This window comes from Vibrio sp. Vb1729 (assembly GCF_033338655.1).
Classification (GTDB): domain Bacteria; phylum Pseudomonadota; class Gammaproteobacteria; order Enterobacterales; family Vibrionaceae; genus Vibrio; species Vibrio alginolyticus.
On record NZ_JAWOTB010000011.1, the window covers coordinates 157,032 to 175,257 of the forward strand.

Genomic DNA, 18,226 nt, shown 5'->3' on the forward strand with positions numbered 1-18,226 from the left:
AGTGCATAGCGCACAAATGCATCACTTTAACTTTATAAGTGTTTAATCATGTGAAAGTCTAGTCTGGATAACGATGGCGCAGATCCATCACAGGTAAAGGTTAAGTTTTCAAGGAAAGATCATGATAAACAAGGTATTTAATACACTTTTGGGAACAGAGTTACCGATTATTCAAGCGCCAATGGCCGGTGTGCAAGACAGCCAAATGACCATCGCCGTCAGTAATGTTGGCGGGCTTGGCTCGTTACCTTGTGGAATGCTGAACAAAGACGCCATCGTAAAAGAACTTCAACTTATCAAGCAGGCAACTAACCGACCGTTTAACCTCAATTTCTTTTGCCATGAAATGCCGGAGTATGACGCCAACAAGCACGAAAAGTGGCAAAAAACGCTGCAACCGTATTTTTCCGAGGTTGATGCAACCGTTCAGGCTCAGCCAAACGCTCCGACAAGGATGCCTTTCAATCATGATATTGCTGACGCGATTGAACCATTTGCACCGCCAGTGATCAGTTTCCACTTTGGTTTGCCAGACGATGATCTGTTAGCTCGAATTAGAGGGTGGGGAGGGAAGATCCTTTCGTCAGCGACCACGGTGGACGAAGCACTTTGGCTAGAAGCAAAAGGCGTTGACGGTATTATCGCCCAAGGCTTGGAGGCTGGTGGACACCGAGGTATGTTTTTATCGGATGATTTAACTACTCAATTAAGTTTGATGGCGTTATTACCACAAATCGCCAAACGGGTGAATTTGCCCGTTATTGCTGCAGGCGGAATCGCTGATAGAAGTGGGGTGGAAGCCGCGTTGAGATTAGGAGCGAGTGCCGTTCAAGTTGGCAGCGTCTATTTGTTGTGTGATGAGGCGAAAACATCGTCTTTACATCGATATGCCATTGCCAGTGAACGCGCGCAACATACCGCAGTGACCAATGTTTTCTCGGGCCGACCAGCGAGAGGCATTGTGAATCGCGCGATGTCGGAGCTAGGCTACATCAGTGAGTTTGCGCCGAAATTCCCATACGCCTCCATTGAAATGGCTCAACTAAGAGCGCTTATGGAAAAGCAAAACCGAGATGAATTCACACCGTTGTGGTGCGGACAAAACTCGTCGGGTTGTAAGGAAATATCGGCGGCAGAAATGACATTGTCATTAGTGGAAGGCATCGATTTAAACTGATATGCATCTTGCCTTTTAAAGCGATGCTGACCGAATGGTTACGAGTTATCCCTGTATTTATGTAGTAAATCTAATGGGATGTGGCAGTAATCATTCGGAAAGTTTGTGAGTCTGTCTTGGTGCTCATCATCACTTGGCACATAATTTGTGAGTGGCAGTACTTCTACGGCGATCTTGTCGGCGTCCGGTCGTGCTGCGATAAACGCTTTCGCGATGGTGAGATGCTGTTCGTTTTGGCTATAAACACCAGTACGGTACTTCTCACCTACGTCTTCACCTTGCTTGTTAACGCTGTAAGGGTCGATTATCTCAAACAAATACCCCATTAAAGTTTCAACCGAAACTTGCTCAGCATCGAACTGGGTTTTCACGCACTCTGCGTAGCCATCGTATTCGGATTGAGTGTTATCCGTTGTGCCATTTGCTCGCCCGGCTTCTGTGTTGATTACGCCCGGAAGGTGGCGCATAAATTCTTGCACGCCCCAAAGGCAGCCGCCTGCGAAGTAAATTTCTTCCATTACTTTTATCCTAGTCTCTATCGTTGTTGGGATGTAGGGAGTTAACCCCTCTTCTTCCATCCCATCTTCGTTGCCCTATTATCTGTTGATGGGAGCGATATTCGCAAGGTACAGCTTGGCTAATCAGACCACGCGTTTTTTCCTTTTTACTTTCAAGTTCTTTTCTTATGAAACATCAGGTGAGTATACTGTAAGCTCATCAATAAGGAGCGAACCTGTGAACCCAAGACAAAATGAAATCCTGCAATTAGTGAACGACCGTAAACGCGTTCAAGTCACAGAGCTTTCTGACATCATTGGCGTGTCGGGTGTGACCATCAGACAGGATTTGAACTTTCTGGAGCAACAGGGCTACCTAAAGCGCGTTCACGGCGCAGCTACCGCGTTGCAAAGTGATGACATTGATGCCCGCCTAGAAGTACGTTTCGATATTAAACAATCGCTCGCAAACCAAGCTGCGGATTTGGTCGCACCGAATGAGACAGTGCTGATTGAAGGAGGCAGTGCCAATGCGTTGTTGGCTCGGACATTGGCTGAGCGCGGCGATGTGACCATCATTACGCCATCGGCGTATATCGCCCATCTCATCCGTAACACTTCTGCCAACATTATCTTGCTTGGTGGCGTGTATCAGCACCAAGGCGAGAGCTTGGTCGGACCGCTGACTAAGTTGTGTATTGAGAACATTCATTTCAGCACGGCCTTCTTGGGTATTGACGGCTTCCATCAAGACACTGGCTTTACTAGCCGCGACATGATGCGTGCTGAGATCGCAGAAACCATCATTGCGAAAAAAAGGCGCAATATTGTTCTAACGGATTCTAGTAAATTTGGGCAAATTTATCCCTCATCAATTGGTAATACTGACGAAATATCAGTGCTGCTGACTGACAAAGCCGCTCCGAAAAGCGACCTTGAACAAATCAAAAAGCGAGGTGTGGAAGTTATATTAGGCTGATTAAGCCACGCTTCGTTTTCGCTTCGCGAGCATTGCTGTTGGGGAGAAACCGGTGACTAGCATAGTGCCGCTAAGCACTAGAATTGTTCCTATGATGGTGTTAGAACCGACGGGCTCATCTAGCACCAAGTAGCCCCATAAGATACCAAAAACAGGAACAAGAAAAGTGACAGTCAGTGCTGACGCTGGGCCGATATCAGAAACTAAGCGGAAATAGAGCAAATAAGCGAACCCTGTGCATACAACGCCGAGCGTGACAACAGAGCTCCATTCGAAATGACTTGGTTCTGCACGCATTGGTAAGAATGGTAGCAGCGGCAGTACCCAAATAACCGCCGCCCACATGCTGCCGTGAGCATTGTCAAAAGCAGGTACTTGTGGCGCATTTTTAGTGTAGTTGGTAGCAATGCCATAGCTGAAAGAAGCCATCAAACTGGCGGCAATAGGGAGCATGGCTTCTTCACCTATGGTTGAAGTATCTAAGCCGACCAAGACTGCAACGCCTCCAATGCCTATTAGCATACCGAGAACAGATTTCGCTGTGAGTGGGCTGCGGTACCAAACAAAGCCAACTAGTGCTCCCCATATTGGGGCGGTTGAGTTCAATATTGCTAAAGTTGATGCATTCAGTGTCTGGGCTGCGTACGCAAAGAGTAAAAATGGAACTGCGCTATTGAATAAGCCAATAATAAAGAAGTGTTTAGTATGCGCAGTTAACGTGAGTTTCTTCTTCAAATATACGGCGATCAATAACAAAGCGACGGCGGCAAATGTAACTCGAAATTCGATTAAGTAAGCCGGCCCGAATGTGTTGGCGGCGACTCGCATAAACAGAAACGAGCCACCCCAAATAGCAGCGAGGCAGAGTAAGCGAAAAAAACTGACGGCAGTCATTTGACATCCTTGGTCGAGGTCTAGCGCCTCATCGATTAATTGTTGCGCTAACAGTGAATTAAACCAAGGATGAGGTCAACCAGAAATGTAATGCCAGTTCCGGATCTGGCTAGCTTGGGCTCACGTTGATGGTGTGTTGTTGATTTGTGATGACTTAATGGCTCTCTGACCATACTGCGAATTCATTTCCACTCGGTTCAGTGAAGTGGAATCGACAGCCGCCGGGGAATTCGAAAATAGGGCGGATAACTTTTCCACCATGCAGCTCTACTTTTGTCTGAGTGGCCTGAATGTCTGAGCTATAAAATACTAAAAGTGCGCCACCATTTGCGGTTTGGTTTATAAACTCAGATTTGAAGAATCCGCCATCCAACCCTTGTCCTGAAAATGCAGAATATTCTGGACCATAATCGGTAAAGCTCCAGTCAAAAGCACGCTCAAAAAATTGTTTGGTCGCACTGACATTAGTGGAACCAAATTCAACGTAATTCAATTTTTCATGTTGATGCATGGTGAAATCCTTCTCGGTTACTATCGTTTCTAGGCGAACTTTTCTACGATGATGTCGTCCGCTTTTTCGACAAATAATGCGCCATTATCTCTGAGCTCTGTCAGCACATTCTCTACATTATCAGGCAGCACCGCACGAGTTGAAGCAAGATTAACTACCACATTGTAGCCAAGTTCCAGCGCTTGCATGACGGATTTTTTCACGCAAAAGTCTAAGGCAAGGCCACCGATAACTAAGGTATCAATCCCGTTGAACTTTAGAAATTCATGCGCGCCTGTCGTTTTGGTGTCGGCAATATCATGGAAAAAAATACCGTAAGGGTGTGCGTCAGGATCCATACCTTTATTAACTTGAAAATCATAGTCCAACACGGGTGGTAAGCCATCTAGCAGCTCAGAACCTGTTGTGCCAAGCACACAGTGACGGTTCCACTTTATATCCACATTCGGTAAACCAACGGGCTCAAGCATATTGGATGGCGATTCTGCATCCCACTTTGCTTTTGGTGGGTGTAAGTCACGACTGACCAGTTTTAATCGGCCTTTGGCATGATTGTTCAAAAGTTCCGGTACGATTTCCAACGCACCTGCAACGGGCAGTTCATCTGGACATAACTCACTAAAGCCTTTCTCTGGATCAACGTCGATCACTGCTGTAGTTTGATAGTTTACTCGAACAGTCATGGCAGACTCCTTGTCTGTCTGATTGTCTGCGTTTATCCACGCAAACAGTTTTGAAAAAAGGTTACTTCGTCGCTAGTCAGCGTATATACCATTGCGGGTTTTCCACCTTTGCCTTTGTTGGTTGAAGCGACTTTATTAGTGGGTTTTAGTACGCCTGAATCTATCAAGCGGCGCTTAATCGTCATTCGGCTGATATCAATACCAAACTCTTGATAAGCAGAAATGATGTCCGCAACCAAAAACTCTTTGTCTAATGCAAACAAAAGAACCGATGTGTATTCAATGGATGCACGAAGCTTTTGCCACGCTTTTTCAATGGTTTTTTGATGATCAAATGCGAGAGTCTCTTCTCCATTGAGAATAGCCTGTAGCGAAAACCATTTAAGTTGGCATTCCGGTACACCTGCATTATTTATTTGCTCTACATTGTTACGATCAACTAAGGCGTAGTGCGTAATGTTTAAGCTCCAGTCTTCTGGATCGCGCTTTGGATCACCGTCGATAAACGCTTCGCTAAAATGGCGAGGGTAGGTATGGATTTTCTCACGGCAAATTCGGCGACGCGCCGCTTCAAAGTTTTCATCGGCCGGGCGTCCGCCTTCACTGGTTAAGTCTTTATCAAAGACAAATCCGCCCGGTAGTGCCCAGACTCCATGGTATGGCCGATTTGGATTTGAACGTTTAATCAACAACACTTCCAATCCCTTATCGGCACAGCCAGATAGCCTGAATGGAATAATGTCGACAGATACGATCATGGTTGGGTCCTAATATTGATTTGTAAGTAATCTAGCGCATAACAAGTGGTCAATCAATGGGTAAGTAACGAGTTGTTAGAAACGTTTTAGGTAGTGTTCGTAATACGATTTGAGCATAAATTTACGGTTGACTCTGACTTATTCACAATGCTTGCTCGAATTCTAGACAAAAAAACCTTATAAAAATGAGTGGTTAGTAACAAAAGTTGACAAACTATAGATGGGTGTTTATTGTTTACGCAAATTAGTTAGTAACAAAAAGTTATATACCCAGGAAGGGCATGTAGAAGGGCACCTAATGACCACCAAACTATTTTCTTCCCGCATCATTCAAAGCGCTTTGGATTTCGATGTCTACAAAGTCAATATGATGAGCGCTGTAACAGCGCTTTACCCTGATGCGATGGTGTCATATAAGTTTATCGTGCGCAGTGAGGAAGACCTCTCTGAGCTTTTGCCCGAGGTAAAAGCCGAAGTCCTTAAACTGCAAGATATTCAATTTACGCAAGAAGAAATTGAATATATTAAGCGTGTCGCGCCTTACCTGAATCCTGACTTTGTTGATGCACTGCGCCATTTCCGTTTCAACCCACAAAGTGATGTCTCTTTCCATAATAAAGCCATGGCTGATGGCTCAAGCCAGTTAAGAATTACCATTAACGGTTTGTGGCGAGATACCATCTTGTACGAAACGATCATCATGAGTATCGTGTCTGAAGTTCGTAGCCGTCAGCGTTGGTCAGATATCCCTGTTGCGCAATTTACCACTGTTTTAGAAGAGAAAGTTCGACACCTAAAGTCGGAACTAAAACGTCGTAACATTACTAACTTTAAATTTTCTGACATGTCGACGCGTCGACGTTTTTCCTTTCAAGCTCAGCGCACTATGCTGGAATATTTGTGCCAGGAAGTGCCGGAATGTTTGACAGGAACAAGCAACTATCACTTAGCAAAAGAGCTAAACTTGACGCCTATCGGCACGGTTGCTCATGAGTGGTTTATGGGACACCAAGCTCTGGTGAATGTGCGAGATTCGCAAAAAGTGGCGTTGCAACGTTGGCAAAAAATGTTTAATGGTGCACTAGGTATTGCGTTAACCGATACGATTGGTATCGATGCTTTCCTTAAAGACTTTGATGAAGAACTAAGTAACGCATACTTCGGTGTACGTCACGATAGTGGTTGCCCTTATAGCTGGGGTGAAAAAATGATTGCACACTACCAGTCGCTGAATATAGACCCATTAACAAAAACACTGGTGTTTACCGACGGACTTAACTTCGAACAAGCGTTAGATATTTGCGAGTATTTCCAAGGACGTATTCAGGTGAGTTTTGGTATCGGTACTTTTCTTGCCAATGATATGGGTGATTATGTCAATAAAGATGGTGAAGCCTACCAGCCACTTTCTATCGTGATAAAAATGGTCACGTGCAATGGTTCACCGGTCGCCAAAATCAGTGACGAACCTGAGAAAGCCATGTGTGAAGATATCTTCTTTTTGATGAATCTCAAGCGCCGCTTTGAACAACCTCTTGATTTAAATGAGTGTCGTAAAATGATTGATCGTTTAGAAACTGAAGGTCAAAATTATCTCATTGACGCGTAGGCGTTATCCTCTCTCCATGATAAGCACCCTCTATCGTTACGACAAATTTATATAGGTAAACGTGGAGGGTGATTTCGTTATAGTAATATACAGAAGTAACCAGATACAGCGCAGGAAAGCACTCAAAAGTTGATGTGTTATCTGCCTTTGATTGGTGTAAATCGATACGTTACAGCATCGTGGACGGTGTATCTCATCCGACACTAAACTCAGTCTAATCACGTAGTTTATTCCCACGTACCATGAGCTCACTCGGGTATAGACGTCTATCTGCTTTTATGACTTTGGGCTTCACGTAGTTGCTTGAATCAGGAGTCAAAATGAACCTAGTAGTACATTTGCAAAAGAAAGCGATCCGAAAATATGGCTATGAGATGGCCACTCGCCAAGCATGGAAGTGTGGTATCAAGGCAAATCTTGTAAAGCGCGTGATTGGCCTTTTTAAAGGACAAATTGTTTGTGTGGTTGAAGGTTGCCGAGCAGAGTTTTCTTCTCCTCTTAATAACCCTCTTCACGAAGATGACAAGCAGGGGCGATATGTGTTTGTTGGAGGTGTATGCTGGGAACCAAATAACATTATAGCGCCTGGTTTCCCTGATTTTATGTTTATGCACGTGCGTAATCTAAGCCACCGTCATAAGTATTTAACGGATGACGAACTATTTTTGAGCTTGGCTTAAAAATAAATCTCATAGACTAGTCCAGCCCAATCATAATCAGTAGTGATACAGTTTTAGCTCTGTTGACATTCTGCTGAGTGTTTCTTGACGTACCTCTTATAAAACAGTGTTTCTTTACTTGTTAATAACAGAGGGTTTGTTTTCGTCTGATGTGATTTCCCTTTTGCGATTTACCATAACGCTCATCAAAGCAAGCCATACTGGGATGTAAATCATGAATATGAAATCTATCGCAATTGCAACGGCAGTTGTTGCTGTACTAGCAGGCTGTAAAGACAAAACGCCACCAGCTCCAACTCAAGCAAACATTACTTTGGTTGAAGCGGTGACTGAAACGGTGAAAAAGCCGCACCAAGTATGTAAAGACGTGGTAGTAACCGAGCAAGTTGCCCCTGCGGATGACAATAAAATTATTGGTACGGTTGGTGGCGCAGCAGCTGGAGCAGCGCTGGGCAACCAAATCGGTGGTGGCTCAGGTAAAGTGATTGCAACTGCAGCTGGTACGATTGCTGGTGCACTGACAGGTCGTAAGATCCAGGAGAATGTGCAAAAAGGTGATGTAGTAACAACGACGAAAAAACAGTGTCATACAGAATATACGACATCTGATAAAGTAGTGGGTTACGACGTCACTTACGAAGTTTCAGGTGCACCAAAGACGGTTCGTTTGGCGAGCAAGCCAGCGACAAAAACGTTCCCAATTCAAGATGGTAACGTTGTTCTACCACAATAGTTAGCGACTTAACCGAAGCGATTAACAAGCCCTTTTATCTTTGAGATGAAAGGGCTTTTTCACACAAGCGGCGTTTTCATCTGTTTTCCTATTGGAATGTGCGGCCAGAAATACCCGTTAATTTCCGTGTTCGATACAATCACTTTTCTAAAAGTACGAACGGAAAAAACATGGAAGATTTTTACCTGACCGAGCACGGTTTGGCTGGTTATTTCGAAGCGCAATGGTTCGACAAGTTCATTGAGGATCAACAGATTGAGATGATAACCAGTCGCTCAAAACAAGTCCCACTTTCTTTTTTGTCATCACCTCACTGCTCCCAAGTTGCTGATTTTATTGCGCAGGCGGTAATCGAAAGCAGCGTTCAGCCGTATTCCCTACTTGAGGTTGGGGCGGCGCTGGGAAGAAATTATTATGAGTTAGTGCAACGCTTACCTAACCTTAGAGAAGCGACGCTTGTGGAGCCTTCAAATAGGTTAATGGATGGCTTGAAGCAACTATTAATAGAAGAACAACGCGTCGAGCTTACTTACCTTCACGATGTGAACACCTTAAACACTTTAGAGGTAGAGAATAGAGATATCGTACAGAAATGTGCTCATGTTGATTTGACGCTAATTAACCAGCCTTTTGAGCTTGATACTCTCCAATCTCGCTTTGATTTAGTCGTATGTTTAAATGTGATTGATCAATGTGAGTCGCCACTTAGCGTGATCAATGCTCTAAAAAAAACCACCAAGGTGGGTGGGCTGATCGTTGTCTCTTGCACTTATCAGTGGAACGCGAAACACATCAAAAATAAAGAAGAGGCGGTTGATGATATCAAAGAATACTTTGCTGAAGGCTGGCGTCTAGTGTCGGAAGCCGAGCATGAATATCGCATCCGGTTTAATGATCGCTTTGCAAGGCAGTTTTTATCTCACGTAGTCGCTTACGTAAAAAACGATTAGAGCCACATAAAAAACCGAGCACTTACGGCTCGGTTTTTTAGTCTTTGGGCTAGAGCACAACTTTAAGTAACGTGCGCTTCTTGTTGCTCTTGCAACTTTTTCTTGCGACGCTCTCGTTTAGAAAGCCAAACCAGAGGCACAACAATCATAATGGTTCCTATTGCCATAAATATATCTGGCACTTCTCCAAACCAAATCAATCCCACAAACACGGCACCAATTAAGCCACTGTATTCAGCGCTAGCAATTTTGTTGCTATCGATCGAGCGGTAAGCGATGACACATGTTGCTGCATAAATCATGATGAACAAACTTGAGCCAGCAGCAACAGGGAAAGCACTCCAGTCCCAAGGTTCTGCTTCGATCAGAACAAGCAAGAAGGCTACTGGAATACCTGCCAAGTTTGTCATCAATAACGTTTGCATCACAGACTGATTTTTTGGCAGTTTTCGAATGAGCAAGTTATTGATTGCTAAAGTAATTGCAACAACTAAAGCTGAAATGGCTGCCCAATCGATTTGGTCTGGACGAATGATGACCAATACACCGGCAAAGCCCATTATCGCTGCAGCGACCGATTGCTTAGACAACTGTTCTCCAAAAAAGATTACTGCAAGTGGCAACATGATCAATGGCGCGGCGTAAAAGATCGCGTTCGCAGTTGCGAGCGGTAAAGATGAGATCGCCAAAACCATGAATATTGCACCAAGTAACCATACGTGAGCGCGAACAGCATGCCACTTAAACCCTTCAAGAAAAGGCGCATTTTTTGTTAGCAGGTAGACTGGCAGCAGGAAAAGCACCGCTGATATTTGTCGGAAAAAGACAAATTGAAAAATAGGCACTTCATTTCCGACACTTTTAATTAAAGAGTCCGAAAGCACCGCAATGAGATTTCCAACAATTAATAGCAGCATCGCTGCTCCGACCGATGTAACTTTCACTTTTTCCTCTCCTCTTTCTTTGCCAAAGAGTAGGTGATGTCATAGGATGAAGTGAAGTGATATTTATTAGTTTAAGTATGAGATTTTTAGATAATGAAATTGCCACCACTCAGAGCTGTTCACTGTTTTGAATCTGTTGCCAGAAACTCTAGCTTTTCGCTTGCTGCTGAAGAACTCAATGTGACGCAAAGTGCCGTTAGCCACCAGATACGATTATTAGAAGATTATTTGGGTGAATCATTATTTATCCGTCAAGGCAGAAAGCTCTCTTTGTCCGATACGGGCACCCGCTATTTAGAGGATATTAGCCCAGCAATTAGCTCAATTGCGATGGCCAGCCAAAAGGTGCGAGAAGGGGACAAAGGCAGCATACGGTTGGCGATTTATAGCTCGCTTGCCGTAAAGTGGCTTATTCCGCGTTTGTCTGATTTTAAGCGCTTACATCCAGAAATCGATCTGACACTCAATATGGTCGTTGGTGATCCTGAACAGACAGACAGCGTTGGCGATTGTTTCATCACGGTAGAAAAGCCAAAGCGAAACTACATGTCGGTAAAGTTATACGCGGAGACGCTGTATCCGGTCTGCAGCCATAAAATTTGGAAAGAGTTGCAAGATCAACCGATTCCAGAAGCGCTTTGGCGATACCCTATTTTGTCGACAGACTCAATTTATCGTGAGAGAGGAAAAGACTGGGCTGAGTGGTGCAGAGCGGGCGGTTACACCTTGCCGAAAGATGTCGATGTTCAACATTTTAGTCATATGTTGTTGGCAATAGAGGCGGCGCGTTATGACCAAGGCATCGCATTTGCGAATGATTTTATGCTCAATGAAAGAGATAAAGCGCACGATTTGGTGTACATCCCTTCTCATGGATTGGAAACCGGAGACAGCTTTTATTTTATTCATAAAAAGAGTCGAGCCAAGCAAGCGGAAATCATCAAGCTCACTAACTGGTTGAAGCAGCAATGCTTGTGAAATGACTAAATTGTCAAAATTAAGAAAGAAAGTGGCAAAGTTGTGTCTAAATATTTCATGTTTTATTGAGTTTTTATTCATTAACATCCACTTGGTTTTGAAACCAAGTGAAATGGACAGCATGGCATGCTTAAGGATGGGCAAAACACAACCTCAATAATTAACAGGCAGTGAAATACAATGTTTAAAAAAACATGGCTAATGACAGCCCTTCTAGCAACATGTTCTGTTGCAAACGCAGCTCCTTACGTTGGTGCATCTGTAGGTCAAGCATCGTTTGGTGATGTTAATGGCTCTATCAATGGTGGTGGTACTAACGCTAGCACTAAACTTAAACTTGAAGATGACTCAAGCCTTTCAGGCAAAGTATTCGGTGGTTACAAATTCAACGAATACATTTCTCTAGAAGCAGCCATTGGTGGCTACGATGCTTTAGACGGCAAAGTTGTTACTGTTGGTGACATGAAGTATCTATCGATTCAGCCAAAAGCGACTCTACCGATTGGCGATCGTTTCAACCTTTTTGCTAAAGCTGGTCTTTCTTACTTCAATGCTGAATTCAAAATTAGCAACTCTGTGATTGACGGTAGCGCAGGCCATACCACCATTTCTGACAGCACTGTAACAGGCATGTACGGTTTAGGCGCAGAGTTCGCTATTACTGAAAACTTTGCTCTACAAGTTGAATGGGAATACATGATGCCTGAGCTAGACATTGCGAAATTTGGCAATGAAAAAGTAACGGTTGATGCAGACATCAATGTGTTCTCTGTAGGTATGAGCTACCGTTTCTAAGAATACTTATTCAAGTTACCTCTTGGCTTAGTAAACGTTTTTGACTTCTGTTGGTCGAGCTGAGTCCAAGCTTTGAATTTGTTTAGATATAGCACAGGAAGTTTAGTTGCTAAGCGTCCTGTGCTATTTTTTTTGCTTTGGAATAACTCTTAGGAATCTTTGTGAACGATGTCAATCTTAGGTATCTGGATCTACTGTTAAAGCACTTTGAACCTCACCAGTATCACCTTGTTACGCTTTCTGAGCTAGAAGCGGTGATTTGCACGTCGAGGCGCAATGTTTCTATTGTGATGAAAAAGCTTGCCACTTACGATTGGGTCGATTGGCAACCTGCGATTGGCCGAAGTAACGCTAGCCGTCTCAGTATTAATATTTCCCTCCAACAAGCGATGACCGAGTTTTTGGTTGAGGAGCTTGGCAGAGGAAGAATGAACTCAATAACGAAACTTATTGATTGGTTCGGTCAAACCGCGGTTAGAGCACTAACTATCGCATCTGAAAAAGTGAATCGATTGAATGAATCAAATAACGCTATTTTGATTTCTTCTTACCCTTGGGTATCCAAAATCGACCCTGCGAATACTTACCGTCACACTGAATTACACGTCGCGAAAAGCGTTTATGACGTATTGCTGACCCAAAATTCCAATGGTGGTATCGAGCCATCGTTAGCACACGAATGGAAAATGGAAGGCAAGGTAATGACGTTATGGTTGCGGCCAGGCATATATCGCCATGATGGCGAACCCCTTAACATACAGGATGTGGTTTGGAGTATAGAAAGACTTAGGGAGATAAAAGGACCAGTTCACGAGCTCTGGCAATGCATTGATAGCGTGGTTGCAGAAACATCTAACTGCTTAAAAATCATATTGAAGCATCCGAACAAGTTGTTTCCATACATGCTAGCAACTCCTCATGCGTCTATTCTGTGTCGAGATGTCGTCTCTTTCGGTTCTAGTTATTCCTACCACATAGGGACTGGGCCATTTAAAATCAGCGGCTGGAACCAGGAGAGTATGACTCTTGAAGCGCACAAAGAGTATTTTTCAGCACGCGCATTGTTAGATCAAATAACGCTGTCTCATGGTGATGTTAAAACCTTAAATATGTTGAGCTTTAACCAAAGCTCCGATCACGTTGAAGTGGAAAAAATTAGCGCATTTTCATATGTGACCTACCGCGAACGCGCGGAATCCCAACTCACAAAAGAAACTTGGTATCAACTCGCTGATTACATCCATGTGCAAAAGCGAATTTATGATGCGCCAAGTGCCGTTGACAGCATTCAGTTAGAGACTCACGAGCAAGATTTATCAATAACAGATGGTGTTGTGATACCTAAACTGAAAGGTAAAGTGGTATTAGCTGAACCTGTCTGGACGATTCCGAGTTTAATTCGTCATTCCGAATGGTTGCACAGTGTGATTCGTGCAACGGGATTAGAGTTAGAGATCATTGTTATTGATGACATTAGTTTTCCTGAGGTAGTGTCTCACCAAGCAGATTTGCTCTTCATTGAGGAAGTCATGGAAGCACCATTTGAATATGGCATCTTCGAATGGCTGTCGATAGCAACTGGACTGCGTTTTAGTTTTGATCAAAGCCAGATGTTAAGCCATAGAGAAAAGGTTCGCAGGGCGATGGCAGATGATCACTCGCTACAGTCTTTATTAAACCTAGAGAAAGCGCTGCGCGATCAGTACCTATATTTGCCTTTGTTTGTTGGCTACGAAGAAGTGACAAAAACACAGCAAGTGCGAGGTGTGCAGGTGAAGAATACAGGCTATAGCGATTTACATAGGTTATGGATTGCTCATTCACACTAGAGTCGGTGTTCAAGATTATGCAAATGTCCAACGCATAAAGCCATCGAAATGATGGCTTTATAAGGGCGTATCGGATTAGAAGTTGTACGACACACTTGCGCCAACAACCCATTGGTTTGCGCTATCAACGATAGAAGAGTCGCTGATACCGCTGCCTAGGCGCGTGTATTGTGTCATTTGGCTTACTTGCCAGTTGTCGTTGATTGGCATAACAAGTTTGTAGCCCACACCATAGCTTACCGTTGAATCACCTTTGTATGCTTTGCGGTTTGCGTTTGCTTCGCGTTGTTTCACACCAAAGTAGTAATCTACGTAGTCTTCACTTTGATAAGTTAGGTTAGCAAAAGGAACAAAATCAACACTACCGAATTTCATGATGTGGAAGTAAGTCGCGCCCGCTAAGTAACCTTTGTAAGCACCGCTGATATCGTGCTGAAGGTATGTAGAAATGACGTTGTTTTGATCCAGTGTAAAGTCTGCGTTTAAACCTAGATCGACGGCGAAACGGCGTTTATCTGTGCCTTTCAGGCTTTTCGCTGTATCACCGTCGCGCATTACACCACTACCTACAAGGTAGGCACTCATGTTGATTAACTCATTGGTGTTACCGAAGAAGCGGTAGTTAATGCCACTTAGGTCGGCATTAAAGTCGTCACCATGGTAACCACCGTTGAGAATTGGTGCTGTATTATGCTTTTGATCTTTGAAAAGATCGCTGCCTTGAGCCACACCAGCTTCTACGTTCCAACCGCCTTCGTTGTTGTAGATGTTACCGTTACGAATGTAAGTATCGCCAGCGAAAGCTGAGCCAGCAGCTGTCAGAGTAAGTAGTACAATTAATGTTTTTTTCATCATTTTTCCGAGTTGTTCTGTTTTGTTTTGAACACTGTACAAAATGACGTTGTAAGCATCTATCGGCAAAGCGTATGGAAATGTAATGAACAATCAGGGTAAGAAGCAGAATGTTGCTTCAGAATAGAAAGGTTGCTGGAATAGCTTTCGTTAAAACAGCGAAAAAATCCGAGCTGGGGTGGCTCGGATTTGGGGTATTTATCAGGTATTGATACTAACTTCTTACTGTTTCGTTAAGTTGTATAGTGGTGCTAGGTCACCCGTTACTTTTTCGCCATTCATGTCTAGCTTCATAAGTACGTTTTCACCAACAAAGTATTGGTTTGGTGCATCTTCATTTGTCAACGTTACGATGCTGCCATTTGCGTCCCAAGTGAATTGACCTTCAGATTTTGATTGACCGTCTTCTTTGTCTTGGTAGCTTTCTTCAAGTACGTAAGTGCCATCTTGATTTAGTGTGATGGTCATATCGATACCAGCACAATCCGCGCAAGGTAGTGTTCCTTTGTAGGTGCCGTTCCAGTCCAGAGCACTTTGTGCGTTGTGTTCAGAGTCTACAAATGTCTCTTCAGTAATTACCTGTTCTTCTTCTACTGGTAACGTGTCAATTGTCTCAGTCGTAACGTCTGCACTGGTGGTGACTTCAGTTTCCGTTGCCTGAGGTACTTCAACTGCGCTTGTTTCGGCAGGTTTCTCATCTTGACAGCCTGCAAGAATGATTACCGCGCCTGTTAGTGCCAACATTGTCTTTTTCATTTTATCCCTCTTTAAATCAAGATTTTGTATGAGAGTAATAGTAGACATTTATCGAGGATTTGCGTCATCAAAAAGCAATAGAATGATCTAACTATGTCAATAAAACCGGATATGAGCATGAAATTGTCAGGAAAATCAGAACAATGTAAATGTTGCTTTGGGTATCAAGCTTGAGCCCACAGATAAATATCTAAAAAGGGGAGTGGGAGTGGGAGTGAGTTAATTGATAACAGCCCACATTGTTGTGAGCTGTATTATCAACATCATCTAAGAAACGTTATTGAAGCTTGAGCGTGAAGTGCCTCGTTTTGTGCTTCGTTGTTCAGAAAACAGCTCCGCAATAACCTGACGATTTAATTCGCCTTTCAAATGGCCGTGCTCATCGATGACGGGCAGTGAATGTTCACACGACATGACTTCAGTCAGCACTTGCTCAATGGCTAAATGTGGAGAGATGATAGGCACCTCTTCATAGATATCATCACGCCAATCTGATATATGAGTTAACTTCGCTGCGTTTAGCAATCCTTGCTGTGTTATCACGCCTTGATAGCCTGCATTGGTCTCATGGTAGGCATAATCACGTTTAACACGTTTCATTTCACTTAGTGCATCTTCAATGGTTTCAGCGCGAACACAGTACGAAGGTGGCTGCATCAGCGTTTCGACTGTCAGTGCTCGCGCTCTATTGACGTCTTTTACAAAGGCTTCAACGTACTCATCGGCAGGATGCAGTAAAATTTCGTCTGGTGAACCTTGTTGGACAAGTTCACCGTCTTTAAGAATCGCGATGCGATCGCCAAGTCGAAGCGCTTCATCTAAATCATGAGTAATGAAAATAATGGTTTTGTGCAGCTTCTGTTGCAGCTCTACCAGCTGATCTTGCATTTCGCTCCGAATCAGAGGGTCCAATGCTGAAAAAGCCTCGTCCATCAACAGTATTTCGGCGTCGGTAGCCAGTGCCCGTGCAAGGCCCACACGCTGTTGCTGTCCACCCGATAGTTGAGCAGGATACTGGTGCTTATAACCCGTCAGTCCAACGGTTTCTAACCATTCATTTGCTTTTTCTAAGCGCGCCTCTTTATTCATTCCCTGAACTTCCAAACCATATGCGATGTTGTCGATAACAGTGCGATGAGGCAGCAAACCAAAGCGCTGGAACACCATAGACATCTTGTGACGGCGAAACTGTTCAAGCTCTTTGTTCGAAAGTTGCATGACATCCACCCCTTCTACCAAAATCTGCCCCATGGTTGGATCGATTAATCGGTTGAAGTGGCGAATCATGGTGGATTTTCCAGAACCGGATAATCCCATAATGACAAAAATTTCACCCTTTTGAATTTGCAGGTTGATGTCTTTTAGTCCGACCGTGTGGCCCGTTTCCGTTAAAACCTGCTCTTTACTATGTCCCAACTTAACGCGCTCAATCACGCTATTGGGCTTGGGGCCGAAGATTTTATACAGACCGCTGATTTCGATAAGTGGACTAGTCATGTTTTGAGTCTCCTAAATGAGCTTGAGTGCGTTTCGCATACGCTTGTGAAGCACGATCAAAAAGGATTGCTAGGGCGACAATTGCTAAACCATTGAGAAGACCAAGAGTGAAATATTGATTGGTAATAGACTTTAGAACAGGCTGACCTAAACCTTTTACCCCAATCATTGATGCGATGACCACCATTGACAGTGCCATCATGATCGTTTGGTTAATTCCCGCCATGATGGTTGGCATTGCAAGCGGAAGCTGAACCCCAAAAAGCCGTTGCCGAGTGCTGGCACCAAATGCGGTTGCGGCTTCCAATACTTCTTTATCAACTAGACGAATGCCCAAATTGGTTAAACGAATAACCGGTGGAATCGCGTAGATCACTACTGCAATAAGGCCAGGAATTTTCCCGATGCCCAATAACATCACAACTGGAATGAGATACACAAATGCCGGCATGGTCTGCATGACGTCGAGTAATGGTGTTACCACCGACTGAATGCGATTAGAGCGCGCCATAGCGATACCGATAGGGATACCGAGTGCAATGGCAAGCATGGTACACACAGTGATGATACTGAGCGTGCGCATAGTGTCTTCCCACATTCCGAAATAGCCAATCAGAATCAGCGAACCAAAACATGCAGCGGCCAGTTTCCAAGAGCGGCTGGCGGCATAAGCGAGAGTGGTGCAGACACCTAAAATAATGAACCAAGGTGTAGAAATCAGAAGTTTTTCAAACCAGACAAGAAACGCAAGGAGCGGATCAAACAGAGACTCAATGAGTTCACCATACTCGCGAGAGAAATCTCTGTAGGCGCCGTCGAGTGTTTTGCGAATCGCCCTGAGATCAGAGGCATCCATTTCCGGGAATTCGCTGAGCCAATTTGAGTCAGACATATGTACTTCCTTTTTCTGATATACCTAAGCGCTTTCAAGAAACTTAATTTGGCAAGAAGAGTAGGGCACCTAGGCCAAGTAATGGTCGTTCGACAGGTTCTTTATCGAACGTATTACTCTTTAAGCTCAGGCGAATATCGTCAAACTTCTCTTTTTCGTTCCTTAGGTATACATCCTTTAAATAAAACAATCATTAGTGTTCAAACTAATGA

At 43.9% G+C, this 18,226-nt stretch carries 19 protein-coding genes; 9 read left to right on the forward strand and 10 right to left on the reverse strand.

All coding sequences use genetic code 11. The features are described from left to right. The first annotated feature begins 121 nt into the window (after positions 1–121). Positions 122–1,177 carry an NAD(P)H-dependent flavin oxidoreductase gene (locus R7E29_RS05595; RefSeq protein ID WP_033906298.1) on the forward strand — a complete coding sequence of 352 codons (1,056 nt, stop codon included), beginning with the start codon at positions 122–124 and terminating at the stop codon, positions 1,175–1,177. Positions 1,178–1,215: 38 nt separating this feature from the next. Here the strand turns inward: R7E29_RS05595 and R7E29_RS05600 are convergent, their stop codons facing one another. Continuing rightward, on the reverse strand, positions 1,216–1,695 hold the full coding sequence (locus R7E29_RS05600; protein WP_005388723.1) for a peptide-methionine (S)-S-oxide reductase: 480 nt from the start codon (positions 1,693–1,695) through the stop codon (positions 1,216–1,218). A 217-nt stretch (positions 1,696–1,912) separates the two neighbouring features. Between R7E29_RS05600 and R7E29_RS05605 the strand changes: the two genes are divergently transcribed. Further along, positions 1,913–2,653 carry a DNA-binding transcriptional regulator YciT gene (locus tag R7E29_RS05605; RefSeq protein WP_054576166.1) on the forward strand — a complete coding sequence of 247 codons (741 nt, stop codon included), beginning with the start codon at positions 1,913–1,915 and terminating at the stop codon, positions 2,651–2,653. On the opposite strand, the gene R7E29_RS05610 is transcribed toward R7E29_RS05605, so the two are convergent. The 4 genes from R7E29_RS05610 to R7E29_RS05625 form a co-directional block, all read right to left on the reverse strand. Beyond that, positions 2,654–3,547: a DMT family transporter gene (locus R7E29_RS05610; protein WP_005373960.1), complete on the reverse strand. Its 894-nt coding sequence runs from the start codon at positions 3,545–3,547 to the stop codon at positions 2,654–2,656. 154 nt (positions 3,548–3,701) lie between these two features. After that, positions 3,702–4,058, reverse strand: coding sequence for a VOC family protein (locus tag R7E29_RS05615; protein ID WP_025768007.1), 357 nt, complete (start codon positions 4,056–4,058; stop codon positions 3,702–3,704). A gap of 29 nt (positions 4,059–4,087) precedes the next feature. Then, complete coding sequence (locus R7E29_RS05620) at positions 4,088–4,741, reverse strand: isochorismatase family protein (RefSeq protein ID WP_053307171.1); 654 nt, start codon at positions 4,739–4,741, stop codon at positions 4,088–4,090. Positions 4,742–4,773: 32 nt separating this feature from the next. Next, positions 4,774–5,499: an NUDIX domain-containing protein gene (locus R7E29_RS05625; RefSeq protein ID WP_005373953.1), complete on the reverse strand. Its 726-nt coding sequence runs from the start codon at positions 5,497–5,499 to the stop codon at positions 4,774–4,776. Positions 5,500–5,797: 298 nt separating this feature from the next. Between R7E29_RS05625 and pncB the strand changes: the two genes are divergently transcribed. The 4 genes from pncB (at position 5,798) to R7E29_RS05645 (ending at position 9,471) form a co-directional block, all read left to right on the forward strand. After that, positions 5,798–7,108 (forward strand): nicotinate phosphoribosyltransferase, encoded by a 1,311-nt coding sequence (gene pncB / locus R7E29_RS05630; RefSeq protein WP_042523435.1) that lies wholly within the window; start codon positions 5,798–5,800, stop codon positions 7,106–7,108. Positions 7,109–7,428: 320 nt separating this feature from the next. Next, positions 7,429–7,788 (forward strand): hypothetical protein, encoded by a 360-nt coding sequence (locus R7E29_RS05635; protein WP_005373947.1) that lies wholly within the window; start codon positions 7,429–7,431, stop codon positions 7,786–7,788. A 214-nt stretch (positions 7,789–8,002) separates the two neighbouring features. Then, the gene (locus R7E29_RS05640) at positions 8,003–8,521 is read left to right on the forward strand and encodes a glycine zipper 2TM domain-containing protein (protein ID WP_054576165.1); all 519 of its coding nucleotides are present in this window, start codon (positions 8,003–8,005) and stop codon (positions 8,519–8,521) included. Between the two features lie 170 nt (positions 8,522–8,691). Next, complete coding sequence (locus R7E29_RS05645) at positions 8,692–9,471, forward strand: methyltransferase domain-containing protein (RefSeq protein ID WP_017819786.1); 780 nt, start codon at positions 8,692–8,694, stop codon at positions 9,469–9,471. A gap of 62 nt (positions 9,472–9,533) precedes the next feature. On the opposite strand, the gene R7E29_RS05650 is transcribed toward R7E29_RS05645, so the two are convergent. Next, positions 9,534–10,415: a DMT family transporter gene (locus tag R7E29_RS05650; RefSeq protein WP_213906702.1), complete on the reverse strand. Its 882-nt coding sequence runs from the start codon at positions 10,413–10,415 to the stop codon at positions 9,534–9,536. Positions 10,416–10,508: 93 nt separating this feature from the next. On the opposite strand from R7E29_RS05650, the gene R7E29_RS05655 reads away from it, so the two are divergent. The 3 genes from R7E29_RS05655 (at position 10,509) to R7E29_RS05665 (ending at position 14,017) form a co-directional block, all read left to right on the forward strand. Further along, positions 10,509–11,393, forward strand: a complete 885-nt coding sequence (locus R7E29_RS05655; protein ID WP_005387224.1) for a LysR family transcriptional regulator — start codon at positions 10,509–10,511, stop codon at positions 11,391–11,393. Between the two features lie 180 nt (positions 11,394–11,573). Further along, positions 11,574–12,188 carry an outer membrane beta-barrel protein gene (locus R7E29_RS05660; RefSeq protein WP_005373936.1) on the forward strand — a complete coding sequence of 205 codons (615 nt, stop codon included), beginning with the start codon at positions 11,574–11,576 and terminating at the stop codon, positions 12,186–12,188. Positions 12,189–12,349: 161 nt separating this feature from the next. After that, the gene (locus tag R7E29_RS05665; RefSeq protein ID WP_017819787.1) at positions 12,350–14,017 is read left to right on the forward strand and encodes an ABC transporter substrate-binding protein; all 1,668 of its coding nucleotides are present in this window, start codon (positions 12,350–12,352) and stop codon (positions 14,015–14,017) included. A 75-nt stretch (positions 14,018–14,092) separates the two neighbouring features. Here the strand turns inward: R7E29_RS05665 and ompV are convergent, their stop codons facing one another. The 4 genes from ompV to R7E29_RS05685 all read right to left on the reverse strand — a co-directional run bounded on the left by ompV (position 14,093) and on the right by R7E29_RS05685 (position 18,014). Beyond that, positions 14,093–14,869, reverse strand: coding sequence for an outer membrane protein OmpV (gene ompV, locus R7E29_RS05670; protein ID WP_054576164.1), 777 nt, complete (start codon positions 14,867–14,869; stop codon positions 14,093–14,095). 222 nt (positions 14,870–15,091) lie between these two features. After that, positions 15,092–15,625 (reverse strand): copper resistance protein NlpE, encoded by a 534-nt coding sequence (locus R7E29_RS05675; protein WP_005373930.1) that lies wholly within the window; start codon positions 15,623–15,625, stop codon positions 15,092–15,094. 267 nt (positions 15,626–15,892) lie between these two features. Next, positions 15,893–17,122: a glycine betaine/L-proline ABC transporter ATP-binding protein gene (locus tag R7E29_RS05680; protein WP_213906701.1), complete on the reverse strand. Its 1,230-nt coding sequence runs from the start codon at positions 17,120–17,122 to the stop codon at positions 15,893–15,895. Then, positions 17,115–18,014: a proline/glycine betaine ABC transporter permease gene (locus R7E29_RS05685; RefSeq protein ID WP_318082455.1), complete on the reverse strand. Its 900-nt coding sequence runs from the start codon at positions 18,012–18,014 to the stop codon at positions 17,115–17,117. The genes R7E29_RS05680 and R7E29_RS05685 overlap by 8 nt, the downstream gene beginning before the upstream one ends. Positions 18,015–18,226 lie beyond the last annotated feature (212 nt).